24 protein-coding genes are annotated in these 22,163 nt (G+C 54.0%); 10 read left to right on the top strand and 14 right to left on the bottom strand.

The window, feature by feature from the left end; all coding sequences use genetic code 11:
- Positions 1-40 precede the first annotated feature (40 nt).
- Positions 41-2,224 carry a DEAD/DEAH box helicase gene (locus ACVWXW_RS00345; protein ID WP_457402120.1) on the top strand — a complete coding sequence of 728 codons (2,184 nt, stop codon included), beginning with the start codon at positions 41-43 and terminating at the stop codon, positions 2,222-2,224.
- A gap of 289 nt (positions 2,225-2,513) precedes the next feature.
- On the opposite strand, the gene ACVWXW_RS00340 is transcribed toward ACVWXW_RS00345, so the two are convergent.
- From ACVWXW_RS00340 to ACVWXW_RS00330, 3 genes are read right to left on the bottom strand one after another with little or no spacing between them, the layout of a single operon-like run.
- Positions 2,514-3,506, bottom strand: coding sequence for a permease (locus ACVWXW_RS00340; RefSeq protein WP_457402118.1), 993 nt, complete (start codon positions 3,504-3,506; stop codon positions 2,514-2,516).
- A 15-nt stretch (positions 3,507-3,521) separates the two neighbouring features.
- A complete protein-coding gene (locus ACVWXW_RS00335; RefSeq protein WP_457392600.1) occupies positions 3,522-3,764 on the bottom strand; it encodes a thioredoxin family protein in 243 nt (80 codons plus the stop codon).
- A 41-nt stretch (positions 3,765-3,805) separates the two neighbouring features.
- Positions 3,806-4,219, bottom strand: a complete 414-nt coding sequence (locus ACVWXW_RS00330; protein WP_457402116.1) for a heavy metal-responsive transcriptional regulator — start codon at positions 4,217-4,219, stop codon at positions 3,806-3,808.
- A 207-nt stretch (positions 4,220-4,426) separates the two neighbouring features.
- On the opposite strand from ACVWXW_RS00330, the gene ACVWXW_RS00325 reads away from it, so the two are divergent.
- The 5 genes from ACVWXW_RS00325 to ACVWXW_RS00305 all read left to right on the top strand — a co-directional run bounded on the left by ACVWXW_RS00325 (position 4,427) and on the right by ACVWXW_RS00305 (position 8,926).
- Complete coding sequence (locus tag ACVWXW_RS00325) at positions 4,427-5,338, top strand: CPBP family glutamic-type intramembrane protease (protein WP_457402114.1); 912 nt, start codon at positions 4,427-4,429, stop codon at positions 5,336-5,338.
- A 288-nt stretch (positions 5,339-5,626) separates the two neighbouring features.
- Entirely contained in the window at positions 5,627-6,118 is a 492-nt protein-coding gene (locus tag ACVWXW_RS00320) for a hypothetical protein (RefSeq protein ID WP_457402112.1), read from the top strand.
- 480 nt (positions 6,119-6,598) lie between these two features.
- Positions 6,599-7,744 carry a putative CRISPR-associated protein gene (locus tag ACVWXW_RS00315; protein WP_457402111.1) on the top strand — a complete coding sequence of 382 codons (1,146 nt, stop codon included), beginning with the start codon at positions 6,599-6,601 and terminating at the stop codon, positions 7,742-7,744.
- 493 nt (positions 7,745-8,237) lie between these two features.
- A complete protein-coding gene (locus ACVWXW_RS00310) occupies positions 8,238-8,432 on the top strand; it encodes a PIN domain-containing protein (protein WP_202943711.1) in 195 nt (64 codons plus the stop codon).
- A gap of 203 nt (positions 8,433-8,635) precedes the next feature.
- Positions 8,636-8,926 (top strand): nucleotidyltransferase family protein, encoded by a 291-nt coding sequence (locus ACVWXW_RS00305; protein ID WP_011432542.1) that lies wholly within the window; start codon positions 8,636-8,638, stop codon positions 8,924-8,926.
- Between the two features lie 290 nt (positions 8,927-9,216).
- On the opposite strand, the gene ACVWXW_RS00300 is transcribed toward ACVWXW_RS00305, so the two are convergent.
- The 4 genes from ACVWXW_RS00300 to ACVWXW_RS00285 form a co-directional block, all read right to left on the bottom strand.
- Positions 9,217-9,717, bottom strand: coding sequence for a low molecular weight protein-tyrosine-phosphatase (locus tag ACVWXW_RS00300; protein ID WP_011432541.1), 501 nt, complete (start codon positions 9,715-9,717; stop codon positions 9,217-9,219).
- Positions 9,718-9,854: 137 nt separating this feature from the next.
- Positions 9,855-10,433, bottom strand: coding sequence for a leucyl/phenylalanyl-tRNA--protein transferase (gene aat / locus ACVWXW_RS00295; RefSeq protein ID WP_457402257.1), 579 nt, complete (start codon positions 10,431-10,433; stop codon positions 9,855-9,857).
- 17 nt (positions 10,434-10,450) lie between these two features.
- Positions 10,451-10,903: a hypothetical protein gene (locus tag ACVWXW_RS00290; protein ID WP_414357960.1), complete on the bottom strand. Its 453-nt coding sequence runs from the start codon at positions 10,901-10,903 to the stop codon at positions 10,451-10,453.
- A 93-nt stretch (positions 10,904-10,996) separates the two neighbouring features.
- Positions 10,997-11,218: a hypothetical protein gene (locus ACVWXW_RS00285; RefSeq protein ID WP_011432538.1), complete on the bottom strand. Its 222-nt coding sequence runs from the start codon at positions 11,216-11,218 to the stop codon at positions 10,997-10,999.
- Positions 11,219-11,315: 97 nt separating this feature from the next.
- On the opposite strand from ACVWXW_RS00285, the gene purN reads away from it, so the two are divergent.
- Positions 11,316-11,978: a phosphoribosylglycinamide formyltransferase gene (gene purN, locus ACVWXW_RS00280; protein ID WP_414352200.1), complete on the top strand. Its 663-nt coding sequence runs from the start codon at positions 11,316-11,318 to the stop codon at positions 11,976-11,978.
- A gap of 26 nt (positions 11,979-12,004) precedes the next feature.
- Positions 12,005-12,808 (top strand): PIN domain-containing protein, encoded by an 804-nt coding sequence (locus ACVWXW_RS00275; RefSeq protein WP_457402108.1) that lies wholly within the window; start codon positions 12,005-12,007, stop codon positions 12,806-12,808.
- Between the two features lie 454 nt (positions 12,809-13,262).
- Here ACVWXW_RS00275 and ACVWXW_RS00270 read toward each other — a convergent pair whose 3' ends face one another.
- From ACVWXW_RS00270 to mrdA, 5 genes are all read right to left on the bottom strand, one after another.
- Positions 13,263-14,144: a hypothetical protein gene (locus ACVWXW_RS00270; protein ID WP_457402106.1), complete on the bottom strand. Its 882-nt coding sequence runs from the start codon at positions 14,142-14,144 to the stop codon at positions 13,263-13,265.
- A 282-nt stretch (positions 14,145-14,426) separates the two neighbouring features.
- On the bottom strand, positions 14,427-15,086 hold the full coding sequence (locus tag ACVWXW_RS00265; RefSeq protein ID WP_011432533.1) for a hypothetical protein: 660 nt from the start codon (positions 15,084-15,086) through the stop codon (positions 14,427-14,429).
- A 25-nt stretch (positions 15,087-15,111) separates the two neighbouring features.
- Positions 15,112-16,245, bottom strand: coding sequence for a threonine-phosphate decarboxylase CobD (gene cobD, locus ACVWXW_RS00260; protein WP_457402104.1), 1,134 nt, complete (start codon positions 16,243-16,245; stop codon positions 15,112-15,114).
- Between the two features lie 59 nt (positions 16,246-16,304).
- Positions 16,305-16,610, bottom strand: a complete 306-nt coding sequence (locus tag ACVWXW_RS00255; RefSeq protein WP_414332065.1) for an HU family DNA-binding protein — start codon at positions 16,608-16,610, stop codon at positions 16,305-16,307.
- A gap of 315 nt (positions 16,611-16,925) precedes the next feature.
- Positions 16,926-18,827, bottom strand: coding sequence for a penicillin-binding protein 2 (mrdA, locus tag ACVWXW_RS00250; protein WP_414373296.1), 1,902 nt, complete (start codon positions 18,825-18,827; stop codon positions 16,926-16,928).
- A gap of 125 nt (positions 18,828-18,952) precedes the next feature.
- On the opposite strand from mrdA, the gene ACVWXW_RS00245 reads away from it, so the two are divergent.
- The gene (locus ACVWXW_RS00245; RefSeq protein WP_457402101.1) at positions 18,953-20,221 is read left to right on the top strand and encodes a lipopolysaccharide biosynthesis protein; all 1,269 of its coding nucleotides are present in this window, start codon (positions 18,953-18,955) and stop codon (positions 20,219-20,221) included.
- Here ACVWXW_RS00245 and ACVWXW_RS00240 read toward each other — a convergent pair.
- Complete coding sequence (locus ACVWXW_RS00240; RefSeq protein WP_011432528.1) at positions 20,208-20,573, bottom strand: FHA domain-containing protein; 366 nt, start codon at positions 20,571-20,573, stop codon at positions 20,208-20,210. The genes ACVWXW_RS00245 and ACVWXW_RS00240 overlap by 14 nt on opposite strands.
- 117 nt (positions 20,574-20,690) lie before the next feature.
- Entirely contained in the window at positions 20,691-21,527 is an 837-nt protein-coding gene (locus ACVWXW_RS00235; protein ID WP_414343420.1) for an SDR family oxidoreductase, read from the bottom strand.
- Between the two features lie 117 nt (positions 21,528-21,644).
- On the opposite strand from ACVWXW_RS00235, the gene ACVWXW_RS00230 reads away from it, so the two are divergent.
- Positions 21,645-22,136 (top strand): YajQ family cyclic di-GMP-binding protein, encoded by a 492-nt coding sequence (locus ACVWXW_RS00230; protein ID WP_011432526.1) that lies wholly within the window; start codon positions 21,645-21,647, stop codon positions 22,134-22,136.
- The last annotated feature ends 27 nt before the right edge of the window (positions 22,137-22,163 follow it).

Raw genomic sequence — 22,163 nt, 5'->3', positions numbered from 1 at the left:
TATTAGTCAAATAGATTTAGTTTAGTCATTTGGAGACAGCATGTCAGAAGGTAAGTTCCAGAACTATGCTCCACTTAACCCAAACACAGCAGAGAAAAAGTTTTGGGAATGCCTCAAAAAGACATTTCAGAATGAGCCATGCGTAGCTTACTTTAGGTATCCAATTTTTAAACGCACAGGCAATCTCACCAGAGAACCTGACGTTATCTTTATGCACAGAGATTTAGGATTGTGGGTATTTGAGTGTAAAGGGTGCAGTATCGCTAACATTGAAAGTATCGAAGGGCATCAGTGGAAAATGACTAATTGGCATAGGGAAGAGGAATTGCCTATGCTTCAAGCTGAGGATGGCATGTTTGCAATAAGTGCGAAACTCACAGAACGAAGAGAAACACGAGGACTGGTCGCCTCACACTACAGAGTGGTATTACCCTTTGTTAAAGAGCAAGAATGGCAAGATAAAGGATTTTCTGACTTGCCGTGTACCCATGGCGTTGTTTTGCTGGAGGAGGATCTGAAGCCATCGACTCTCCGAGAAAAACTACAGTTGGGCGCTTGCGAAAATCCACAGCGTCCTCTATCTGATGAACAGTGGCAAAACATAGTTGCTTTACTGGGCGGTTCGCTACCAAGACAAGAAGCTAGAGCCATACCCACAGGAACACCACCCGAAAATCCTTTAAGAGTCATCCATTATCTGGAATCTCGCCTTCGTTTTCTGGACGATCAACAGCAAAAGGTAGCTTTTGAGGTTCCAGATGGCCCTCAGCGTGTTAGAGGATTAGCAGGAACAGGGAAAACCGTTCTATTTGCCAAGAGAGCCGCAAAAATCCATGCCGCGCACCCTGACTGGAAAATTGCTTTTGTTTTTTTTACACGGGCACTTTACGACCAAATCATAGGTTTAATTGGTCTTTACTATCGTGAAATGGTTCGGCAAGATGAAGGAGATGTAGAACCAGACTGGCACAATGTACAAGTACTACATGCTTGGGGTTCAAGAGAGCGTAACGGTTTCTACCGTAACTTAGCCCAAAAATCGGGAATACGTCCTCTGAGTGTCAACGACGTTAAACATAGTCTTGGACGCTCCTGCTCTCCGTCAGAAGCTTTTCAATACATCTGTGATTCTTTAGAAGAAAATGTACCAAACATACCTGTACTTTTTGATGCGATCTTGATAGACGAAGGACAGGATTTGCCCCCATCCTTCTATCGATTAGCTTATAAAAGTTTATCTGACCCAAAACGACTTTATTGGGCATACGACGAAGCACAGGGGATTGGAACCCTGACGGTACCTCGTCCTTTGCATATCTTTGGGCTTAATCCAGATGGAACACCAGTAGTAGATTTAGGTGGGAACAAACTTCCTGATGGAACCATAACCAGCCCTACCTACGAAGGAGGACTGCGCAAGGCACACAATTTAAACCGATGCTACCGAACACCTAAAATGCTTCTCATGGCTGCTCACGCTATCAACATGGGCTTACTGCGACAAGAGGGTTGTTTGCAAGGAGTGAGTAACAAAGAGGATTGGGAAAAACTAGGTTACACTGTTCTGGATGGAGATTTTTCAGATGCAAGTGTCAAAGCTGGCAAAACAGTCACAGTTACGCGCGAGGCAAAAAACAGCCCTCACCCCATAGACAGTGATGATTTTCCTCACAAGGACGCTTTAGGCTCACCTTTACGCATCCAGACTTTTTCGGATGAGTTGGAAGAGCAGGAATGGATTGCTCAACAAGTGGAGGAAGATCTGAAGTTAGGCTTCGACCCTTGGGACTTGTTGATTACTTGCCCCACTGGTGATAAAGAACAGCAGTACTTTGAAGCAATAAAATCTAAACTCTCAAGGCGAGGTATCCAAAGCGTTATTGCAGGTGTTGATACAAATCTGGATATCTTTCGCATGGATAACTGCATCACGATCTCAACAATTTTCCGAGCCAAGGGCAATGAGGCGTGGAAGGTTTATGCTTGCAGATTTCATTGTGCTACCCAGCCATTAGCTTGGAGAGGAGAGTCAGAACTACAGAAGCGTAACGAAGCCTTTGTTGCACTTACACGAGCGCGTATCTGGTGCGTTGTAACTGGGGTTGAGGGTGCGAGCCCAGTTTTTGAAGAATTGAGAGCTATTGTGCAACAGTACCCAAATCTAACCTTTAAAGCATTCAATCAATCCTCATTGAAAAGGATTAATGATGAAGATTTTGAATAGCAAATTAGAAACTCGTATCAATATTTGCTACCAATTGTAAGTGCAACATAACAAATCACTGCACCCGACTTGAAGCTATACTTTAGTCATTACCCAAAACTATAGCTAGGTAGGTTAAGGTTGTCGCCTTAAGATTCTGGGAAACCAATGTGGGGCTACGCCCAGCGACCCATATCATGCCAACCTTTGTATGCTTAGCTATACTGGTGGCGGGTGAGTTCAACCGTTAGATGCCCTTATTCCCTGGTTGTGGCTATCCTCCCAGTCCTGATTGAGAGCAAAGGGGTAGTTAGACAAGGAGTGCATTAAACAGGTAGCCGATACTGATGATTCCAAAAGTCATTAGGCTAATAAACACAGCTAAAAGTTGAGGGCGAAGAACTTTTCTCAGGATGACCATCTCAGGCAATGAGAGAGCCGTCACAGCCATTGTGAACGCTAATACAGTACCCATCGGCATTCCTTTGTTAACCAATGCTTCGGTAATTGGCATAACACCAGCAATGTTTGCATAGAGAGGTACACCCAACACTACAGCAACAGGAACAGCGAATGGGTTGCTAGACCCTGCTAATTGTGTAACTAAAGTGGTTGGGACATAGCCATGAATTCCAGCACCGATCGCAATACCGACAACGACATAAAGCCATACCGATCGCACAATTTCACTGGACTGAAACCATCCCTGCTGAAACCTCTGTTTCCAAGTGACATGATTGGCGTTAAGGTTGTCCTCTTGAGCATTGTCTTGGTGGGCTTTTTGAAATTGCCATACAAAAGATTCAACCCATTTTTCCAACTTGAGCCATCCGATGATATAACCAGCTAAGATCGCTAATCCAACCCCAAAGCCAATATATAGAAGTGTGACTTTTAACCCGAATAACCCCCACAACAGTACAACAGCTACTTCATTTACCATTGGGGCAGAAATCAAATAAGAAAATGTCACACCCAGAGGGATACCTGCTTCCAAAAAACCAATAAATAGGGGTACGGCAGAACAAGAGCAAAAAGGTGTGACAATCCCCACCATCGCCGCTAGAATATTTCCGCCCAAAGTGCGCTTACCTTCTAACCATTGCCGCACGTTTTCAGGTTGCAAAAAACTCTGAAATGTTCCCACAACAAAACTAATAACAATCAATAAGGTCAAAACTTTGGGGACATCGTAAAGGAAAAAATGCAAGCTAGCTCCGAGATGAGATTCAACTGACAGTCCTAATAGACGAGTGACGATCTGTGTTGCCAGCCAGTCGAATGGATAAAACGGATCGAACATTGTTTGTCCTCTCTTCTACATCTGTAAGAGTCGCTGAATTTCCTCACTGGTCATCACTTTACCTTTACCCACGACCTTACCATTAACAGTCAGTGCAGGTGTAGACATAACTCCTCGCTTGGCAATTTCAATGGGGTCAGTAATGTGAAAAATTTCTGCTTCTAGGTTAAGTGCAGCGATCGCTTCTCTGGCATTAGCTTCTAGTTGCTGACATTTTTTGCAGCCTGTTCCCAGTACTTCAACTGTGATCGGTTTCATAAGAATTTTCCTCCCAATGTTTACGTCAGATCGCAATAGCATTAATTTCTCAAAGGCTTGACTTGAAACTGATCTAGGACAACGCATTCTTGATCATTTTTTTGCAAATTGGCATAGCACTGTTGAGCCAGTGGTGTTAGCTCATTATGAAGAATTTGTAATTGGCGAATCGTATCTTCAATTTCATTAACTTTTTTGCTGAGACGTTCATAAACCGCCTGACAAGTGAGCGATCGCCCATCCTTTAACGCAAGAATGTCTTTAGTTTCATCTAGACTAAGCCCCAAAGATTTAGCCCGTGTAATAAAGGTAAGCCGCTCCACATCTTGTTGACTGAATAGCCGATACCCTGCTTCTGTGCGCTGTGGGGATGGAATTAACCCAATTCGCTCATAAAAGTAAAGGGTTTGTGGATTAATATCTAACAGACGCGAGACTTCCCCCACTTGAAACATTGACATCACTCCATTACAGCCTGATAAGCTCATAGTAAACCTTATACTTTGATATAAGGTCAAGGGTCGTCAGGTAAAGTTTGTTAAAGTTGTCAGGTTGTCAGGCATCTAACACTGCGTTGGTGCGGACGGAACAGAGGTTATTGGTGGGTATTCTAAGGTTATCTGCCGCCACACAACTTCACCGTTATGCGGCAGGACCTCCCGGTGTACTCTGAAACCATGCGACCATCGAGCATGTGTCGTCGTCACCCTCTTGCAACGTTCTTTGCTCTCGCCTATGGCATTTCGTGGGTACTCTGGGCACCGCTGTGGCTGCCTGCGTTTGGCATACACGGGTTGCCGGTAATTCCTTATCACCATGCACTCGGCGCCTTGGGGCCAATCACCGCAGCCTTCCTCGTGTCCGCCATGGAAACCGGGCTGGCGGGACCGGCGGATCTGCTACGACGCATGGGTTTGTGGCGCGGGAGACTCGTCTGGGTCGCAGTCGCGCTCTTTGCCCCCTATGTTCTTCTTGCACTCGCCGTCGTTGCGGCATCGCTGCTGAATGGGGAGAGCGTGTCGCTGTCGGGCGTCGGCAGATCACGCGAATTCTTGCAGTTTTCAGCTCTCGGATTCCTTGTTTACAACATTGTCTCGTTCGGCTTTGGCGAAGAGGCGGGCTGGCGAGGGTTCGCCCTTCCTCGACTGCAAACCCGCCATTCCGCTCTGGTCGCTTCGCTGCTACTTACGTGCGGATGGGCGCTCTGGCACCTGCCGCTTTTCTTTTACCGCCCCGGCTATACCAGCATGAATGTGCCAGGCGTCACCGGTTGGTTCTTCAGCTTGCTCACGGGTGCGGTATTGCTCACATGGCTTTATAACGAGAGTCGTGGCAGCATTCTCGTTGTGGCGATTTTTCATGCTACGGTCGACGTCGCTTTTACCTCGGATATTTCCTCGCCGTTCGTGGTCAACATCACTGGAGCGCTAATTACGTGCTGGGGAATCATCGTACTTATCGCTGCGGGGCCTCGCTATCTGGCAAGGCGCGGCAAGATGGTCAGGCTGCATGTTGGCGACAGCGTCACCGGATTCGTTCACCGTGACGGCCAAGTTAGTCAGCCTGCCGCATAACAATGCGATGCAGCTGACGGCGCTCCGCGCCGCAGCTGATCGCCATCGTTATGTCGCCAGCGCCAGAGTTGTGCTTAGCCAAGGTTGTTGGTGAGGGGGCGCTGGTGTCGGTGGGTAGTGGAAGCGACTAGTGAAAATTTACACAACATAACAAATCACTGCACCCGTCCTGATGTTACAATCCAATCACTACTCAAAACTACTGGTGGCGGGTGAGCTTAGCCGTTATGCCAAATTAGAGATAGAATACAGTATGGTGATAATGGTATTGCATTTCAACTCATTTGGTTGCTTATAGGTGTTTTAAGTGGATTTGCTTTTTATAACTCGATTATTCAGGTTCTGCTTATAATCCCAAATATTCAAAGAATTATATCTACTTATTGGCTAGGGCTTGCACTTCTGTCTCTTTTTATTTCAATCTTATGTGGTTGTATTCTTCTTGGGCACGAAAAAGTTACCACCTTTGACAAAGAAAAATACAGAATTGTTCAGAGAGTCGCAGGATACTTGAGCATAAAGCGATATCTCTATAAACCTAGAATTTGGAGCTTAAATGAACTTCGTTCTGTAATTATTGAGGAGCTTGATGATGGAGAAACACTTTTTTACTCTCTTTTTCTGCGAACAGGTTCGGGGGAAATTATTCCTCTGTCAAATGAAAAGTTTAGTAGCTATGATGCGAGAAAAGACGCTGAAAAGATTTTATTGTATGTGGGGCTGTCAATTGACAATATTCAAGAAGAAAAACGAAAGGGATATGAATTATGGAAGGGTTGAGGCATAACAAATCACTGCACCCAACCTGATGCTATAATCCATCCATTACTCAAAACTAGTGGCGGGTGAATTCAGCCGTTATATTGCCAGCCCTGGTAGATTGTGGATGATTGGGTCAAAGGATCCCTGGGGAGGCTGGTCTTGGAGGATCCAGATAGATCTAGGTAGAGAGAGTCACCCAACATAACAAGTCACTGCACCCGACCTTGAGGTAGATTACTGATTGGGATCCTTGGTTTGGGGTGGCGGGTGAGTTCGGCCGTTATGTTGCCAGCGCTAGACTTGTGCCTAGTCAAGGTTGTTGGTGAAGGGGCGCTGGGGTCTGTGGGTAGTTGAACCGATCGGTGGAAAAATTTACACAACATAACAAGTCACTGCACCCGACCGTATGCTAAGCTGTTCATATCATCCAAAGCCAGTGGCCGCGGGTGAGTTCAGACGTTGGGCGGCTTCGCCTAAGTTCAAGTTGGGAGAGATTTTATGCCCCAGAGAAATACTTTGATATGCACGGTTGGAACAAGTCTTTTTGAAGGCAACTTAAGTCGTTTGTCAGCAACTACACCCAATGTGCCATCAAATTGGGAAAATATTCGCAAGGCTTATGATGAACAAAATTGGACAAATTTAGCTGAAGAGATGCTTAGAGTCTCGCCAACCGACAGAGTGTGCGGCGCTGAAATCAACACAATAGCTGAAATCAACACAATAGAAGAAGCCCGAAGAAAAAGCTGGCTTGAACTTGAAAATCTAATTTTTCTTGTTTCGGATACTCCTAAAGGAAAAAACACAGGAGAATTTCTAAAGCGCTATTTTGAACGACGTACCGACCTCAATTTACGAAATCTCGAATATCAAACTGTTGATAATCTTCAAGATGAGCGCCCCACAGATTTTAGAGTTCACGGCTTAAGAAATCTTGTTCGCAAAGCTGGCGAATATATACAAAGATTTGGTGGTGCTGAATATGTCGCCATTGACGCAACTGGCGGATACAAAGCGCAAATAGCAATAGCCGTTATTGTTGGGCAGGCATTGAACATACCTGTTTTTTATAAACACGAGAGATTTTCGGAAATTATAGATTTTCCTCCGTTGCCCATATCATTCGACTACGAAATTCTTGCACAAAATGCAGATGTACTAACAGACTTTGAACGCGGCGGAGCGTTTTCGCGCAGTGAATTAGGTGAAATTGACGAAAAGCTTCGTGTTTTATTGGCAGAGATTGTTGTTGATGGGGAGTCTGTTTACGAATTAAGTCCGATAGGGCAGATTTACTTAACAGGTTTTCGTATCCGCAACCCAAAGCCGGTAAGACTAATACCAGCCGAAAATAAAAAAGAGCCATCGTTTAGAGATGACCATTACCCAATTGGGTTTAGAGATTTCGTGGAAAAAGTTTGGCGGGAAAACCCATGGATAGTAACAGCGAACTCATTGCCTTACGACAAGCAGAAATCAATTAAGGGTATTGGATTCTATGTTCGAGAAGAAGATGGCAAGCTTATAGGAACGTTCCAAGATAAAAATAATTTTGGCGCAAGGTTTTGGATTCATGTTACCGATGAATCTTCAATCGCCTTAGCATGGGCGGCAGACACCTTAAACCGGAAGTACAGACCATGAACAACAACTACGCCGCCCAACACGCGCTTCCACCTGACACCGCTCCGCTGCGCTTCGCGGCGCAGGTGAAGCGCAGGCCGTTAGATGGCTGATCGATGCGGTTCATAATGAGAAGTCTGCCGATGAAGAGATGTATAGCTCTCAGGGTTATGGCCTCGGCGCTGCTCGTCTTGCCACTGACATCTGTACCGACTCACGCTCAGGGAGGGCGCGCTGATATTGAGATCGATTTCGGCGCGTGTACTCCTGAGCGGCGGTTGGTCTTCTTCGCCTTCGGCTCTACGACCATCGAAGTGGCGGGTAAGGCGGGGGGGAGATGCGTAATGAGGTACGGGACCGAAATCGAGAATCCGATTTGGGATGGGTTCCTTGATAAGACATGCAGGGTGCCACTGCAAGCAGGGAGGCTAAGGTTCACGGTGAGGGATGACGGGGTTGATTTCTCCCCCCTCAAGTCACACTGTGTTCCCACCCCACGTGTAAAGAAGAAGAATTGAGCGATGTCCTGCGGCGCAAAGGATTTGAAAGGTATATAACCGAGGAAGAACGGATGGAGTTCTTGAGCACTTTCGTTAGAGATGGCGTCTTGGTGGAGATTGTAGAGCGCGTGGCGACGTGTCGTGATCCCAAAGACGACAAGTTTCTTGAACTGGCTGTTAATGGCAAGGCAAGATGTGCGTGCCGTTAGATGTACCCAGAGACAAGATGATGAGCAAGCTCAAATGCCCTCATTGCGGGAACCCAGGGATCCCTGTCCTCTGCAAGGTGTGCCTCGGCTCAACTGTGCCTGCGACCTGCAAAGCGTTATGAATCTTTGTTTGAGTCGTAATTGAGAGGAAATAGGTGAGCTATAATTCCTAATGGACTTTTCTTTTCATTGCAGGTTGGGTAATGCAAAAACAGGAAGTCCTTACATTACTGGCAAATCACCAGAACACTCTGAAGGACTTTGGCGTAAAGTCTCTAATGCTCTTTGGTTCAGTAGCAAGGGATGAAGCGCAAACAGACAGTGATATCGATCTGCTAGTAGAGTTTGACCGTCCAGTTGGATTGTTCACTTTTGCACGCTTGAAACGATATCTAGAGGAAATTTTAGAGAGTCCGGTTGATCTAGGTACGCCTGACTCCCTCAAGCCCTATCTGCAAGAATCCGTTCTCCGGGAGGTGGTTCGTGCCTTCTAGAGATTGGCAGAACAGAGTAAGATCGGAAATAGAGGCAATTAAGTTAGATGAGGATCCCTCTGGGCCAGGATATATGGTTGTTTCAGACTGCAGGAAAGCAACTTGGGGATCCCAGGTTCCCATAGTCTGCTTTGGGAGACAGATAAGGGGTATGTTTGTGTTGGCCGGTTAGAGATCGAAGGCAGGGCAAATGTCCCAGACTTATTCGGAACGACTATCGCGAACGGAGCTATTGTACTGGCTACCGTCTCATCGCCATTTGAATTGACTATAAGTAAACACACAAGCTCTCAAGCACGGGGCGGCAACGGTGGGCATTGGATCCCGGGAACCAGGGATTCCAGCAAGCCGCTACAGGCATCCCAGAGCAGCTCGATCACGTAATGGAATCCAGCCTCACCCCCGTAGTAGGGATCCGGAACTTCTTCGTCAGAATGAGAGCGGCAATAGCTGCACATCAGGCGCACTTTCTCGGCATATTTTCCCTGGGGATCCAAGCTGAGAATGTCGCGGTAATTTTGTCGATCCATAGCCAGGATCAGGTCAAACTCGCGCAGGTCGGCAGGTCGAATCTGGCGGGCCTTGCCTTGTAGCTCTAGGCCATAGCATCGGGCTGCTTGTTGCATGCGCCTATCTGGGGGGCTGCCGATGTGATAGGCTGCCGTACCTGCTGAGTCGCAGATAATTGCTTCCTTATGGCCGCTGCTGCGCAAAAGGTGATTGGTGATGCCCTCAGCAGTAGGAGAGCGACAGATGTTACCCAGACAGACAAACAGAAGCTTTTGGCTCATGGCAACCTCCCCATCGGATCCCATGTGTGGGCCCACCACAGGATGTATCCGCCTGCAACAGCGGGACGGATTCCCTTTCTATTTTCCACCAAGAGCCGCTGCAATGTTTTGTCGGCGGCTATCGTAACATTGCAGATTTAATTGAACCGACAAGGGATCCCCAGGCACTGCTGCAATAGCTTCAGGTACTCTTGTCCATCCATGAGAAAGGCACCAAAACGGGCCAGGTGCGGGTTCATCAACTGAGCGTCGAATAGGCGAAAGCCCCGCTCCCGTAAGTGCTCCACCAACTTCACCAAGGCCACCTTCGAGCCGTTGGGGATGCGGTAGAACATCGACTCGCCGATAAACGCCGCTCCAAGGGCAATACCCAGGATCCCGCCTGCCAAGGTCTCTCCCTGCCAGGTTTCAAAGCTGTGGGCAAAGCCAGACCGGTGCAGAGCTGCGTAAATCTGCTTCAGCTCGGGGCTAATCCAGGTTTGGGGACGAGCGGCACAGCCCTCTACCACCTGCTCAAAAGCACAGTTCAGCCGCACCTGAAAGCGATTGCTGCGCACCAAGGGCCGCAATGAACGGGGGCAGTGGAATCGCTCATCGAGGGGGATCACCGCGTGCCGGTCGGTGCCGTACCAGGCCAGGGATCCCGTCTCTTCGTCGGCCATCAGAAAGTAGCCTTGGGCATAGCCTGCCAGAATGGTGGCCAGATCCACCTGCATTGCCTCAGTTGCGCTCCTCAAGATTGCCATTCTGCAGAGAGGCTGGCAAAATCCCCCCCATTGGCCCTGGGGTGACAATCCACACAGGCGCTCACCCGCACAGGAGTGGGAAACTCCACTTGCAGATGCAGGGCACGGAAATAGCGAGAATCTGCCAAGCGATAGGGCACCTGTTCCCCCTGTCGCAGGGGCCGGGAGTTGGGCCGCAAATAGCCCCAGGCCAGTTGTAAAGCCACACCGCTCAGGGGCTGGATCTGCTGGCCATAGTGGTTGGGATCCTGCAGCAGCCGTCGCCAGGTTTCAGTGGGCAACACTTGGGCGGGCAACGCCACATGGCAACCACCACAACTGCGCACATATTGAGCTTGCTCCAGTTGGGCTTGAGTCAGGCCCTGCTGGGCTTGTGCTCCCAGGTTCTGCGCTGATCCCGCCAGCAGGGATCCCATAAACCCGGACAGGATGACTACCATGCTGCAAATCCAAAACCGCCGGCGTCGTCGTTGCAAAGGAGCCATGCTCTCACACCCACTGCCCATGCTTTCCCACTCTAGACCCACTCTAGATCAGGTGGCCGCTCGCCACAGTGGGACGGAGTCCATAAGATCCGGCCTCAACTGCTGGGATCGACTTGATCGACTTGGCCTATTTTTGGAGGAGCTTGAGAGATCGCGGATCTCCTGCTGCATTTTCCGCATTTCTTGAGGCATCTCCCGCAGCTCCTCTTGGGCTTGATCCGTGCAGCGCTCGATGGCGCGGGTGCGCCTGTCAAAGCCGGCGACGGTCAAGTTTTTGGATCCCTCTCTGGATCAACCTGGCCAGAACCAGAAGGGAATCTGTTTGGGTTTAAAATAGCGGGGCTGCAGACTTTCCCACCAAGCGCTCATGAACCTACCCAGCTTACTCTGGCCGGATCCCGACGGGATCCCAGTGCCCTCTCAACCGGGGATCCTTGGCATTTTGGCTTCCGGCAATGGCAGCAATTTCGAAGCTATTGCCCAAGCCATTGAGGCTGGGGAACTGCAGGCCCAGATTGCTGTGGTCATCACCAACAATCCCAAAGCTTATGTGCGGCAGCGGGCCCAAAAGCGAGGGATCCCTTGCGTCTTGCTCGACCACCGAGACTACCCCTGTCGCGAAGACCTGGATGCAGCTATCCTCCAAGTGCTCTGGCAGCATCACGTGGAATGGGTGATCATGGCCGGGTGGATGCGCCTGGTTACCCAGGTGTTGTTGTCCGCCTACCCGGATCGCGTCTTGAACCTGCATCCTAGCCTGCTGCCCAGCTTCAAGGGCCTGCGGGCTGTTGAACAAGCCCTGAAGTGCGGCGTGAAAATTGCCGGCTGCACTGTCCATCGGGTCACCTTGGAAATGGACAGTGGCCCCATCGTGGCCCAAGCAGCCGTGCCGGTTCTGCCCGAAGATACCGTGGAATCCCTTTACCGGCGCATCCAGACCCAGGAGCACCGCCTCTACCCACTGGCCATCCGCCTCTGCCTGGCAGAGGGATCCCTGCTACCCAAGTCTTCGGGGAAGCTGCACAATTGAGGTTAAGTCCAACGCTGGCGCATCCCATGGCCGAGATCCCGCCTCTCCTCGTCTTCGATAGCCCGGTGATCCTGGCCGGTCGTCTGGCTCTATGGCAAGAGTGGGCTCGATTTGGGGTGTGTGTGCTGCCGCAGGCAGTGATGGCCGAGCTAGAACGCCTGAGCCGGCAGGCTATTGATCCCCAAGAAGAATCGACAGCCCGCGAGTTTTTGCGCCACTGGCCCAGTCTAGGGTTTGCCGTCTCAGAAGCCCGTGCCCTGGTGGGTGGTGCTGGTGCCGGCGATCAGTCCATGAGGGTACGTTTGGAAGAAGCGATTGCCGAATGCGCCTATGCCCTGGCCCAGCAGCAGCCGGGAACGCTGGTGGTTTTGGTCAGCAACGACCGGCCTTTGGTGGGGCAAATTCAGGGTCTGGGTCTCAACAACCTCTGTGCCATCTCTCTGGCAGAGCTGAACCGGTGGATGCGTCAGCAGCAGCGCCCTCAGGCTGTGGTTATGGCTTTGAATCGGTTACCAGGGCCACCCATTCCTGCCGCCCAGTTGACGTCCTCTACCCTCGCTCCACCTGCCCGTCCCTTGAGTTCCTCTCCAGCTTCCGGGAACCCCCCCGCCCAGGCGCGGCAGCGGTCTGGAGCTGCTCAGGTGGGGCCGAGCACAGCCCGCCTCTGGCCCTTTTTGAAAAGCCTACAGAATGCCCTTGCGTTGTTGCTGGCCCTGGTTTTCCTCTCGGCAACCGGGTTGCTGGCCTGGCGCCTGCTCGATCCAGAAGGAAGTGAAGGGATCTGGCGGCGGCTACCTCTCTCTCGGATCCCTTGGATTCGGGATCTATAGCCAGTTATTCCGAACCAACTTAAGACCCTTTCCGGTCTTCAGCCGGCCGCAGTCATTTTATAGTCGTTTCAGTTATTTCAGGTTAGGGTGAGACTCCTGGGCTGCTGATCGCGCCAGCGGGACGGAGTCCTTGAAAAGCCCTCTGGCCCTGTGCATTTAACGTTTGTTTTAGTGTTGTTTTAGGTGTGAGTGCAGTGTCCTAGTTGGAATGAAACGACCGTAATGAGGAATGAAACTGTTCCGTCGCATTGCCTGGGGGTGGTCGCGGAAGCGGCGTGGAAGGCTTGGGCGGCACCGCTGAGCAGTTGGGAAGCGTCTTAACCTAACTTGAAATGACTACAATGGGATCGACTCCAGCTCTTCTCCCAAGATGGGATCCCTGAAATACAAAGTTTGCTGCCAACCAGGATGAATTGGGTTTTGGCGCAGGTCAGCAGTGACGGGATGGCCAAAGTTACTGCTCAGCAATTGTAACGTTAAAGCCCTTATTTTTCAGGGTTTCCGCATGATAGCGGGCATACTCCAGTTGCTTAAATGCTGCCAACTGCACAAACTTCTGGCCATTCACATCTTTGACAAAGGCCCCATCAGAAACTTCTCGAGCACGTGCCAAGCTCTCATCTCCCGAGTAGGTAGTGAGCACCAAGAAGGTTCCCTCGCCGCGGTTCGGCCCCAGAGAGTCTACGCTGTTGTCGCTTAGGGGCACCACGTTCTGGGATCCCGCAGAAGTAGGCGATGAAGGTTGGGACGGGCGCTCCAGGCTGGCTGCCAACTGCTCCACCGTTTGCAAGCTGGGGGGAGAGGGTTCCTTGGAAGCCAAGGCCAAGTCGGTCTGCAGGCTGTCCAGCAGGTTAGGAACGCCTTGAAGAGGATCCACCTGCAAGTCCTTCCAGTCTGGGGTGGCCGCCAAGCCCAGGGACAACCGACCGGGATCCAAGCCACCAGAATAGAACTCCTCTCCCACCTGCCCTTCCACCGGTTCCAGTGGGATCAGGGGCAACTGAGCCAAATCCAGCTGGGCAGGGATCCCTTCTTCCGCCCTGCTGGCAGCACTTTGGGGCAGGGACAGTTCTTCCGGCCAGATCAGCCAGCGCACCCCAAAGCCAATCCCCGCGCAGGAAAGCACCCACAGCAGCAAGACCCAGAGGGGCGAAAAGGCCCCGGAGGGCCGCGGCATCTCTTCCTCTTCCAAGTCTTCCACCACCTCTTGAATGAGCACAGGTGAAGGGCGCTGTACAGAGCTGGTATTCCCAAGCTGACCTGCTCGTGGGGGCGGGACAGAGTCCATGCGCTGCAAACGCTGCCAGAGGCGGAATCGCTCCAGTTCTTTCAGCACATCCAAATGCAGATGGCTCAGCGCCTCCTGAAGAGCAAGTTGAGGAACTGGATGTGAATGGGACTGCTGTGCCGGAGACAGGGGTTGGGTAGGGTCTGGGGGAAGCGGAGAAGGACTCATAGACAGCCCACACTCAACTTGATGTAAAGTCGGAGAGCAAACAATGCCGATCCACTGTTACAGCCGGAAACAGCCTAACAGGAGAACCCACCTTGGGAACAAGGATTGCCAGCGCCCCATACCTTGCCATAAACCACCATGCCACAGGGCTATGGCAGTCTTCTAGGGCTTTGCCTCCAGATAGAGGGCACGCACATCTGTCGGTAGGTTCTGAAGCAAGATCTGGCGGGCAGAGGCAACGATGGCATCCACGTCTTCTGGGGCGAGGTAATATCCGTCAGCCTTGAGTTGGTCGGCAATGCGAACCGGTGGCCAGCCAAAGCGATCCCGCAGCAGCAGAATGAAGCGCAGATCCCCCGGCAAGGTATCCAAACCAGCAGTCAAATAACAGGCCAGTGCCGGTGAAAGAGAGGACTTTGCCCCGCCTCTGGTGGAGTCGAGACTGCAAGAAGCTTGAGGGCGGGTGGGGATCCCATCCAAGGATTGGATCAGCTCACGGGTTTGCTCCGCCAGCCAGGGTCGCAGCACAGGATCCCCTTCGCCAGCCGCTTCTTCCACAAGGCTGTGGACATCTAGGCGCTGTAGGCGCAGGTAAAGCCGCAACCAAACCTGCTCTCGATAGGCAGCCCACTGCTCGGGCGGCAGATGTTCGGCAAGGATCCCGTCCACCCACTGGCAGTAGCGGCAAAACAGGCTGATGAAGTAGCGGGCCACCTCCGGCTGCCGTTGAAAGGCCCGCAGCAACTCCAGATCGCTGTAATGGGCCACCCCCCGCACGATAGGGGCGTTGCATTCCGGCCAAAAGGCGGTAGCTTCGGGCATGAGAATTTCTCCCGCAGAAAAATCCCTAGCTATTCTCCAGGATCTCCCGGCAGGCGGATAACAACTGCTCCTGCTCCGGCAGGGTGCGCAGGCCAATGCGCAGGTAGCGATCTCCCAGCTCGGGAAAACTCAGGCAATCCCGCACCAGAATCCGGTGCCGCTGCAGCAGCGCCCGCTGAATTTGCGTGGCAGAGCCAGGGCAGCGCACCAACACAAAATTGGCTTGACCAGGCCAGGGATCCCAGCCGGGCAGCGCTTGCAAACCCCTGAGCAAATGCTCTCGGGCCACGGGTAGCCAGGCCAAGGTGCGCCGGCGGAAGTCCTCATCGGCCAAAGCTGCCGCCACTGCCACTCCCGCCAATCCGTTGACGCTCCAGGGATCCCGCCACTGCCGCCAGCGCTGCCAGTGATCCGGGTGCCCCACCGCAAAGCCAATGCGCAAGCCGGGCAGGGTGAAAAACTTGGTGAGGGAACGGATGACGATGGTGTTGGGATGAGCCGCCAGGTAGGGGATCAAAGTTTGGCTGCGGGGCATTGCCGACGGGCTGGAGTTTGAGCTCAGGGTGGGCTCCCCCGGCAAAAAGTCCATAAAAGCCTCGTCCACCACCACCCGGTCGAACTGGGGCAGGAGAGGCAGGATATCTTGCTGCGGGATCAGCCAGCCCGTCGGGTTATGAGGGTTGTTCAGCCAGAGCACTCGGCTCCCCTTGCCTGCCGCCGGAAGCGGCTCCTGGAGAAAGGCGAAACTAGGGGATCCCTGGCCGGGGAAAAAAGGCAGCGGCTTGATGGTCGCCCCTGCTGCCCGCAGAGCCCGCGCATAATCCCCAAAAGCAGGCTGGGGCAGCCATACCTCCCGCCCTTGCGCATCCCGGGCTGCCCAGGTGAGCAACTCCGCTGCCCCATTGCCCACAAAGATCCACTCAGGATCGACGGCCCAATGGTTGGCTAAACAGATGCGCAACTCCCGATAGTCGGGATCCGGGTAGCGGCTGATTACAACCGGGTCTGCTGCAGACAGCGCCTGAGTCAGAGCTTGCAAGACCGATTCCGGTGGGCCCAGCGGATTCAAGCTGGCCGAAAAATCCAGAATCTCCTGGGGAGAGCAGCCAGCGATTGCTGCTCCCCAAGCCCAATTGCCACCATGTCGAGGCTGCTCCACGCCCTACCCAGCAGCCGTTCGCGTCAGCGGGACGGAGTCCTTGTCCCAACCCGGCGAAATTAAGATTTCCCCCCTGCTACTGCTTCGCGGAATGACTTGCCCGCCGTAAAAGTGGGGACGATGCTCTCTGGGATCACCATTTTTTGGTTGGTTTTCGGGTTGCGACCTTCCCGCTCTTTGCGCTTGCGAGCCTCAAAGGAGCCGAAGCCCACCAGGGTCACCTTCCCCTTGGGTTCACCGTTTTCATCGCGGGATGCGACCTCCTCGACAATGATCTCCAGTGCGGCGGAAATGACAGCCTCCGCTTCTTTTTTGGTTACATTGGCGCGATGAGCGACGGCATCAACAAGTTCTGCCTTGTTCATCCTGATCTCCTTTTGAGTTAGGCAATAAAGTTAGAGCGTTCCCTGGATCGCGGATTCGCTCAGGCGTTGCAGAGCGGCCACGGCCCAGAGTGTTCTCAGTGTGTGGGAGCGGGGCTTGCCCTGCAATGCGCCAAGGCGCCACTGGCGCGAATGGCAGGATTGTGGCAGTTGAGCTCCAAATCACTGACATATTCTACAGCTAAGTTAGGGCAGAAGCCTGCTGGGCAAGGGGTTTTAGGGGATCTTAACGCAATTTTCTGGGAGACAAGAGACTGCATATACCCAGTTGGCTCGGATCCGACAGAAAGCTAGGGCTCACGACTCGGGTCGGAAGTAGGCCCGCATCACCTCTCGAAAGATGGGAGCGGCCCGTGATCCACCCCCACCGCCGCTGTTTTCCAGAAAGACCACGACCACCAATTCGGGCCGGTCGTAGGGAGCATAGCCAACATACCAAGCGTGGGATCGCCGCGGCGGATCCTCTGCGGTGCCGGTTTTACCAGCCGTTGGGGGAAATCCTGGCCCCAGGTTGGCGTTGCCGCCAGTGCCGTAAACCACGACATCTCGCAGCCCCTGCTGCAGGATCTCCAGGGTGGCAGGGGAAAGACCTACCTTTTGGCGCAGCGGCACAGGGCTTTCCGGGATCACCTGGTGCGAGAGCAAGGGGCGCACCCGCCAGCCCCCATTGGCCACTGCCGCCGTTACCACCGCCATTTGCAGCGGCGTAGCGGTAATAAATCCCTGGCCGATGGACATGTTGACCGTGTCGCCCACATACCAGGGCTCGCGCCAGTGGCGCTGCTTCCACTCAGCATCCGGCACCAGACCCGCGGCTTCCCCTTTGAGGCCAATCCCGGTCAGTTGTCCCAACCCAAAGCGGCGCGACCATTCTTGCAAAGGGGCAGCCTTGGTGCCGAGGGCGATTTGGTAGAAAAAGGTGTCGCTGCTGTAGGCCATCGCCTGCCGGTAGTTCAGCCGCCCGAAGCCGGCCCGGTTCCAGTCCCAAAAGCGCCACCCTCCCACCTGGATGTAGGGGCCGGTCTGCAGCACCGTATTCGGGGGAAAGGCTCCCGACTCAATCCCGGCAGCGGTGGTGATGATTTTGTAGGTGCTGGCGGGGGGATAGGGCCGCAGGCCGCGGTTGAGGAAGGGAAAATCCTGCTGCTGCAGGCTCTCCCACTGGGCTTGGGTGATGCGGCTGGAAAAGAGGTTGGGATCAAAGGTGGGATAGCTGGCCATGGCCAGGATCGACCCATCGCTGGGATCCATGGCGATCACCGCTCCTTTTTGCTGGCCGAGGGCTCGCTCTGCCGCCTGCTGCAGCCGCACATCCAAAGTGAGCTGCAGGGTGTTGCCCGGTTGGGGCGCTTGTTCCCCCAGCACCCGCAGCACCTCTCCCATGGCGTCCACCTCCACCTGTCGCCCGCCCCATTGGCCGCGCAGATGGTTCTCGAACAATTCCTCCACTCCCATTAGGCCAACGATATCCCCCAGGCGATAGCTGGGATCCGCCCGCAGTTGTTCCTGCGAGATCTCGCCGGTGTAGCCCAGCAGGTGAGCAGCCAAGTCGCCGTGGGGATAAAACCGCACCGTCTCCGCCTCCACCATCACTCCCGGCAGCTCGCGGCTCATCTCCTCCAGTTGAATGACCACCTGGGGGCTGGCGTTGCGCAGGATGCGCACGGGAAAAGGGGAACGATATCCAGCCTGTTCTAGCTTTTGGGCGATCTCCTCAGGGGCGATGTTCAAGTAGTCTGCCAACTTGGGGATCATCTCCTGCCAGCGCTGCCGAGACTGCACCAGAGGCCAGAGGAAGACCGAGTGGGACAATCGGCTGCCCGCCAGCAATACACCGTTGCGATCCACAATGCGCCCGCGTTCTGGCGGCTGGGGCAGCAGGCGAATGCGGTTGGTATCGGCCAACTGGCGGTAATACTGGGTGCGCGCCAACTGCAGGTAGGCCAGACGGGATCCTAGCCCTCCGAACAGCAGCAGGCTGGCCAGCAAGAGCAAGACAACGGCCCGATAGCCTTGCCCCACCGTTTTGGTCGGCAGGGATCCCAGCCAACGAGGACTACCGCCGTCCGGCGGGGGTGGGGGAAGCACCCGGCGGGGGGCAGGCGGTCTGGAATGGGGGGAGAACAGGGCTTGCGGATCCCGTCCTGCCAAGGTGTGGGGGCTTCGCGCGGCGTTGCTGACGGGGTAGAGTTTGGCCATGAACTTGCCAGAAGAATTGCAACCGATACACCCAAAATCAAGAGGAGATGCCCGCTCTTGGGCGGGCCCTCTCAGCATCCATCCAGTATCCCTGGCTCTGGCAAGCCTCGTCCAGGAGTGGCAGCGTGGATAGAGCAGAACAACAGCGGCTACGCCAGGCTGCCTGGCTGATGGTGGGCAATGGCCTGCGCCTGGGGTTGTCTGGGGCCTATTTCATCCTGTTGGCGCGGCTGTTGGGGCCGGAAGCCTTCGGGGTTTTCTCCGCCATCTTGGCCTGCAGCAACCTGGCCGCCCCGTTTGGCTATTTGGGCCAATCGGAACTGCTGATCCAGCGCCTCAGCCGGCAGGGATCCCCGACTTGCACCCAGGGGGTTGGCCCCAGCTTATGGCTGGCGGGATTGGGCTGTGGGGGGATGGCGCTGGTGTTGTGGCCCCTCTTGAGCGTTTGGCTGGCCGGGACGCCGGCAGCGGTGGTGGGGGTATTGCTCTTGAGCGATCTGCTGTTCGTCGCAGTGCCAGAGGTGTACAGGGGGATCCTGATCGGGAGAGAGCAGGCTGCTGGGGTAGCCCTCATCGACACGGGCATGGCGCTGGGGCGATTGGGGGCAGTATTGTTGGCGGTGGCCTTAGGCTGGGGATCCCTGGTGCAATGGGCTGTTCTGTACGGCCTGATGGTGTTGGTCGTGCTGCTGCTGATCGCGAGGGGGATGGGACGGTGGAGCGAGCCTTCTCTCCCCTTGGCCCTGAGCTGGAGAGATCTGCGGGAACGGCTGACAGCGGGCTGGGACTTTGCGGTGGGGCTGGCCGCGGTGAAAACCTTCACCGATTTGGATAAGCTGCTCTTGCCCCGTTTGGCCTCAGCAGCAGCGGGGGGTCTTTACAGCGCTGCCTATCGGGTGATCAACTTCTCGCAAACGCCGATGATTGCTCTGCTCACCAGCCATTTTGCCGAGCTGTGCCGCCAAGGCCAAAAAGGACTCCCACAAGGCTGGCGCTACGCCTGTCACCTTTCCCCTTGGGTGGTGGGCTACGGCAGTTTGGCCGCCCTGGGGCTGGCGCTGGGATCCTACGGGATCCCCTGGGTGCTGGGATCGGCTTACCGGGAAACGGCCCTCATCCTGCGTTGGCTCAGCCCGGTCATTTTGCTAGAGGGGATCCACCTTTTGCTGTCTCACCTGCTCACCGGGGCAGGGTTGCAAAAGCCCCGCAGCCGTCTGCAACTGATGGCTCTGGGGCTGAATGGGCTTTTGAATGCGGTTTGGATCCCAAGGTGGGGTTGGCAGGGGGCGGCCCTAGCGACCTTGCTGTCGGAGATGGCCTTGGTGCTGGCTTTGCTGCTGTTGATTGGGGGGCGATTGCACGCTCTGCAGAGATCTGGGCCTAGGGAGCCTTAACAATTTTGTAGGTGGCTTTGGCATCGGGGCCAAAGGTGATCACATCCCCCGACTTGAGCTGGTGGGTGGTCAATTTCTGGCCGTTGATCAACAAGCCATTGGTGCTGGGCCGACCCTCCAAATCCCCATCCAAAATGCGGTAGCAATATTCTCCCTCTCGCTCGGCGGGAATCCGCAGCAGCATGGCGTGGTAGCGGGAGGCATACTGAGAGTTGAGACAGATGTCGTTCGCCAAGTCCCGACCGATGAAGTATTTGGCGGATCCCAGCACCTGGGTACGGCGGCCATCTCGGTCTTCCACGATCAAGATGTGCTGGTGGGTACCGGAAGGAGAAGGCACAGATTCAACCATACTTCCGCTGCCAATACCAGTGTTTAACGGTACCTCAAACTATACCCAAGTTTAGCCCTCTTCCTGCTGTTGCTGGGTCTGCAAAACCGCTTATTATCCAGCACCCAAGAACCTGACCTAGCGAGGAACATTCTGGAGCAGTGAGCCGACCCATCCGGGGAAGAGGGTGTAAGCTCCTACCGCCCATTGGGCCATGCCCACCACCACCTCTGACTTGGACTGGCGAGCGGCGTCCCAAATGGCTTCGGCAACTTCTTCCGGCTGGCTGGCCCAGAAACTCTCCAGCGCCTGTTGCATTTGCTCGCGGGCTTTGCCACCTGAGGTTTGGGAGTGGCCATCGGGAGAGGACTCTGGCCCCACCTCATCCAGAAAAATGGCTCGCTTGAGGAAATTGCTGCTGACGATGCCCGGATGGACGCCAATTACCTGGATCCCTTGGGGTTGCAGTTCCAGACGCAGCGCTTCTGTCAGCCCACTGACCGCGTACTTGCTGGCACAATAGGCGCTCATCTGGGGCAGGGGCATTTTGCCGCCAATGGATCCCACGTTGATGATCTGGCCTTTTTTGCGCTTCAACATGTCGGGGAGCACGGCTCGGATGGTGTGGAGGTAGCCCCAAAAGTTGACCGCCATCAAAGCCTGCCAGTGTTCCAGGGTAGTTTGCAAAAAAGGGCCACTCATGCAGATGCCGGCGTTGTTGATCAGGCAATCGATGCGGCCATAGCGTTCCAGAGTTCTCTCCACCAGGTTTTGCACCTGTTCTGGCTGCGTGACATCGGTGGGAACGGCCAAGACCTCGGCGTTGAGGCTTTGCTCTAGGTCGATGGCCGTTTGCTTCAGGGTTTCGGCAGTGCGGGCAGCCAGCGCCAATCGGTAACCCCCACGGGCAAAGGTAAAGGCAGTAGCTCTGCCGATGCCTTCAGAGGCGCCTGTAATTAAAACAACATCGGCCATCCTGCTTCTCCGCAAATCTGGACTGGGATCCTTCTACCTGTTGTAGCTTCTCCGAGAGTTAGGGATCCCTGCTTGGCTGAGGGCTTAAGATACTGAACGATAGCGAAGATAAGGTTTATGGCCTCTACCTACTCATTTGATATCGTCAGTGATTTCGATCGGCAGGAACTGGTGAACGCTGTGGATCAAGCCCGACGGGAGATCAAACAGCGCTACGACCTCAAGGATACTCAGACGGAAATTGAGCTGGAGGAGGGATCCCTGACCATCACCACCGCCAACGACATGGCCCTCAACTCCATTCGGGATCTGCTTCTTACCAAAGCAGCCAAGCGGGGTCTATCCCTGAAGATCTTCGACTTCCAACCCCCAGAGAGCGCCGGCGGCAACCGAGTGCGCCAGGTGGTTCACCTGAAAAAGGGCATTGATGCCACACTGGCCAAACAGATCGCCAAGCAAATCCGCGACAACTTTAAGAAAGTGCAGCCTGCCATTCAAGGGGATCTGGTGCGCGTTTCCGGCAAGGATAAAGACGAGCTACAGGCGGTCATTCAAATGCTTAGGCAGCAGGACTACCCGGTGGCGCTGCAATTTGTCAACTATCGATAGGGATCCTCTGGGCTTCCGTATCTTTCC

It is taken from the genome of Thermostichus sp. MS-CIW-30, assembly GCF_054058015.1.
This window is presented reverse-complemented; position numbering and strand designations above follow the sequence as displayed.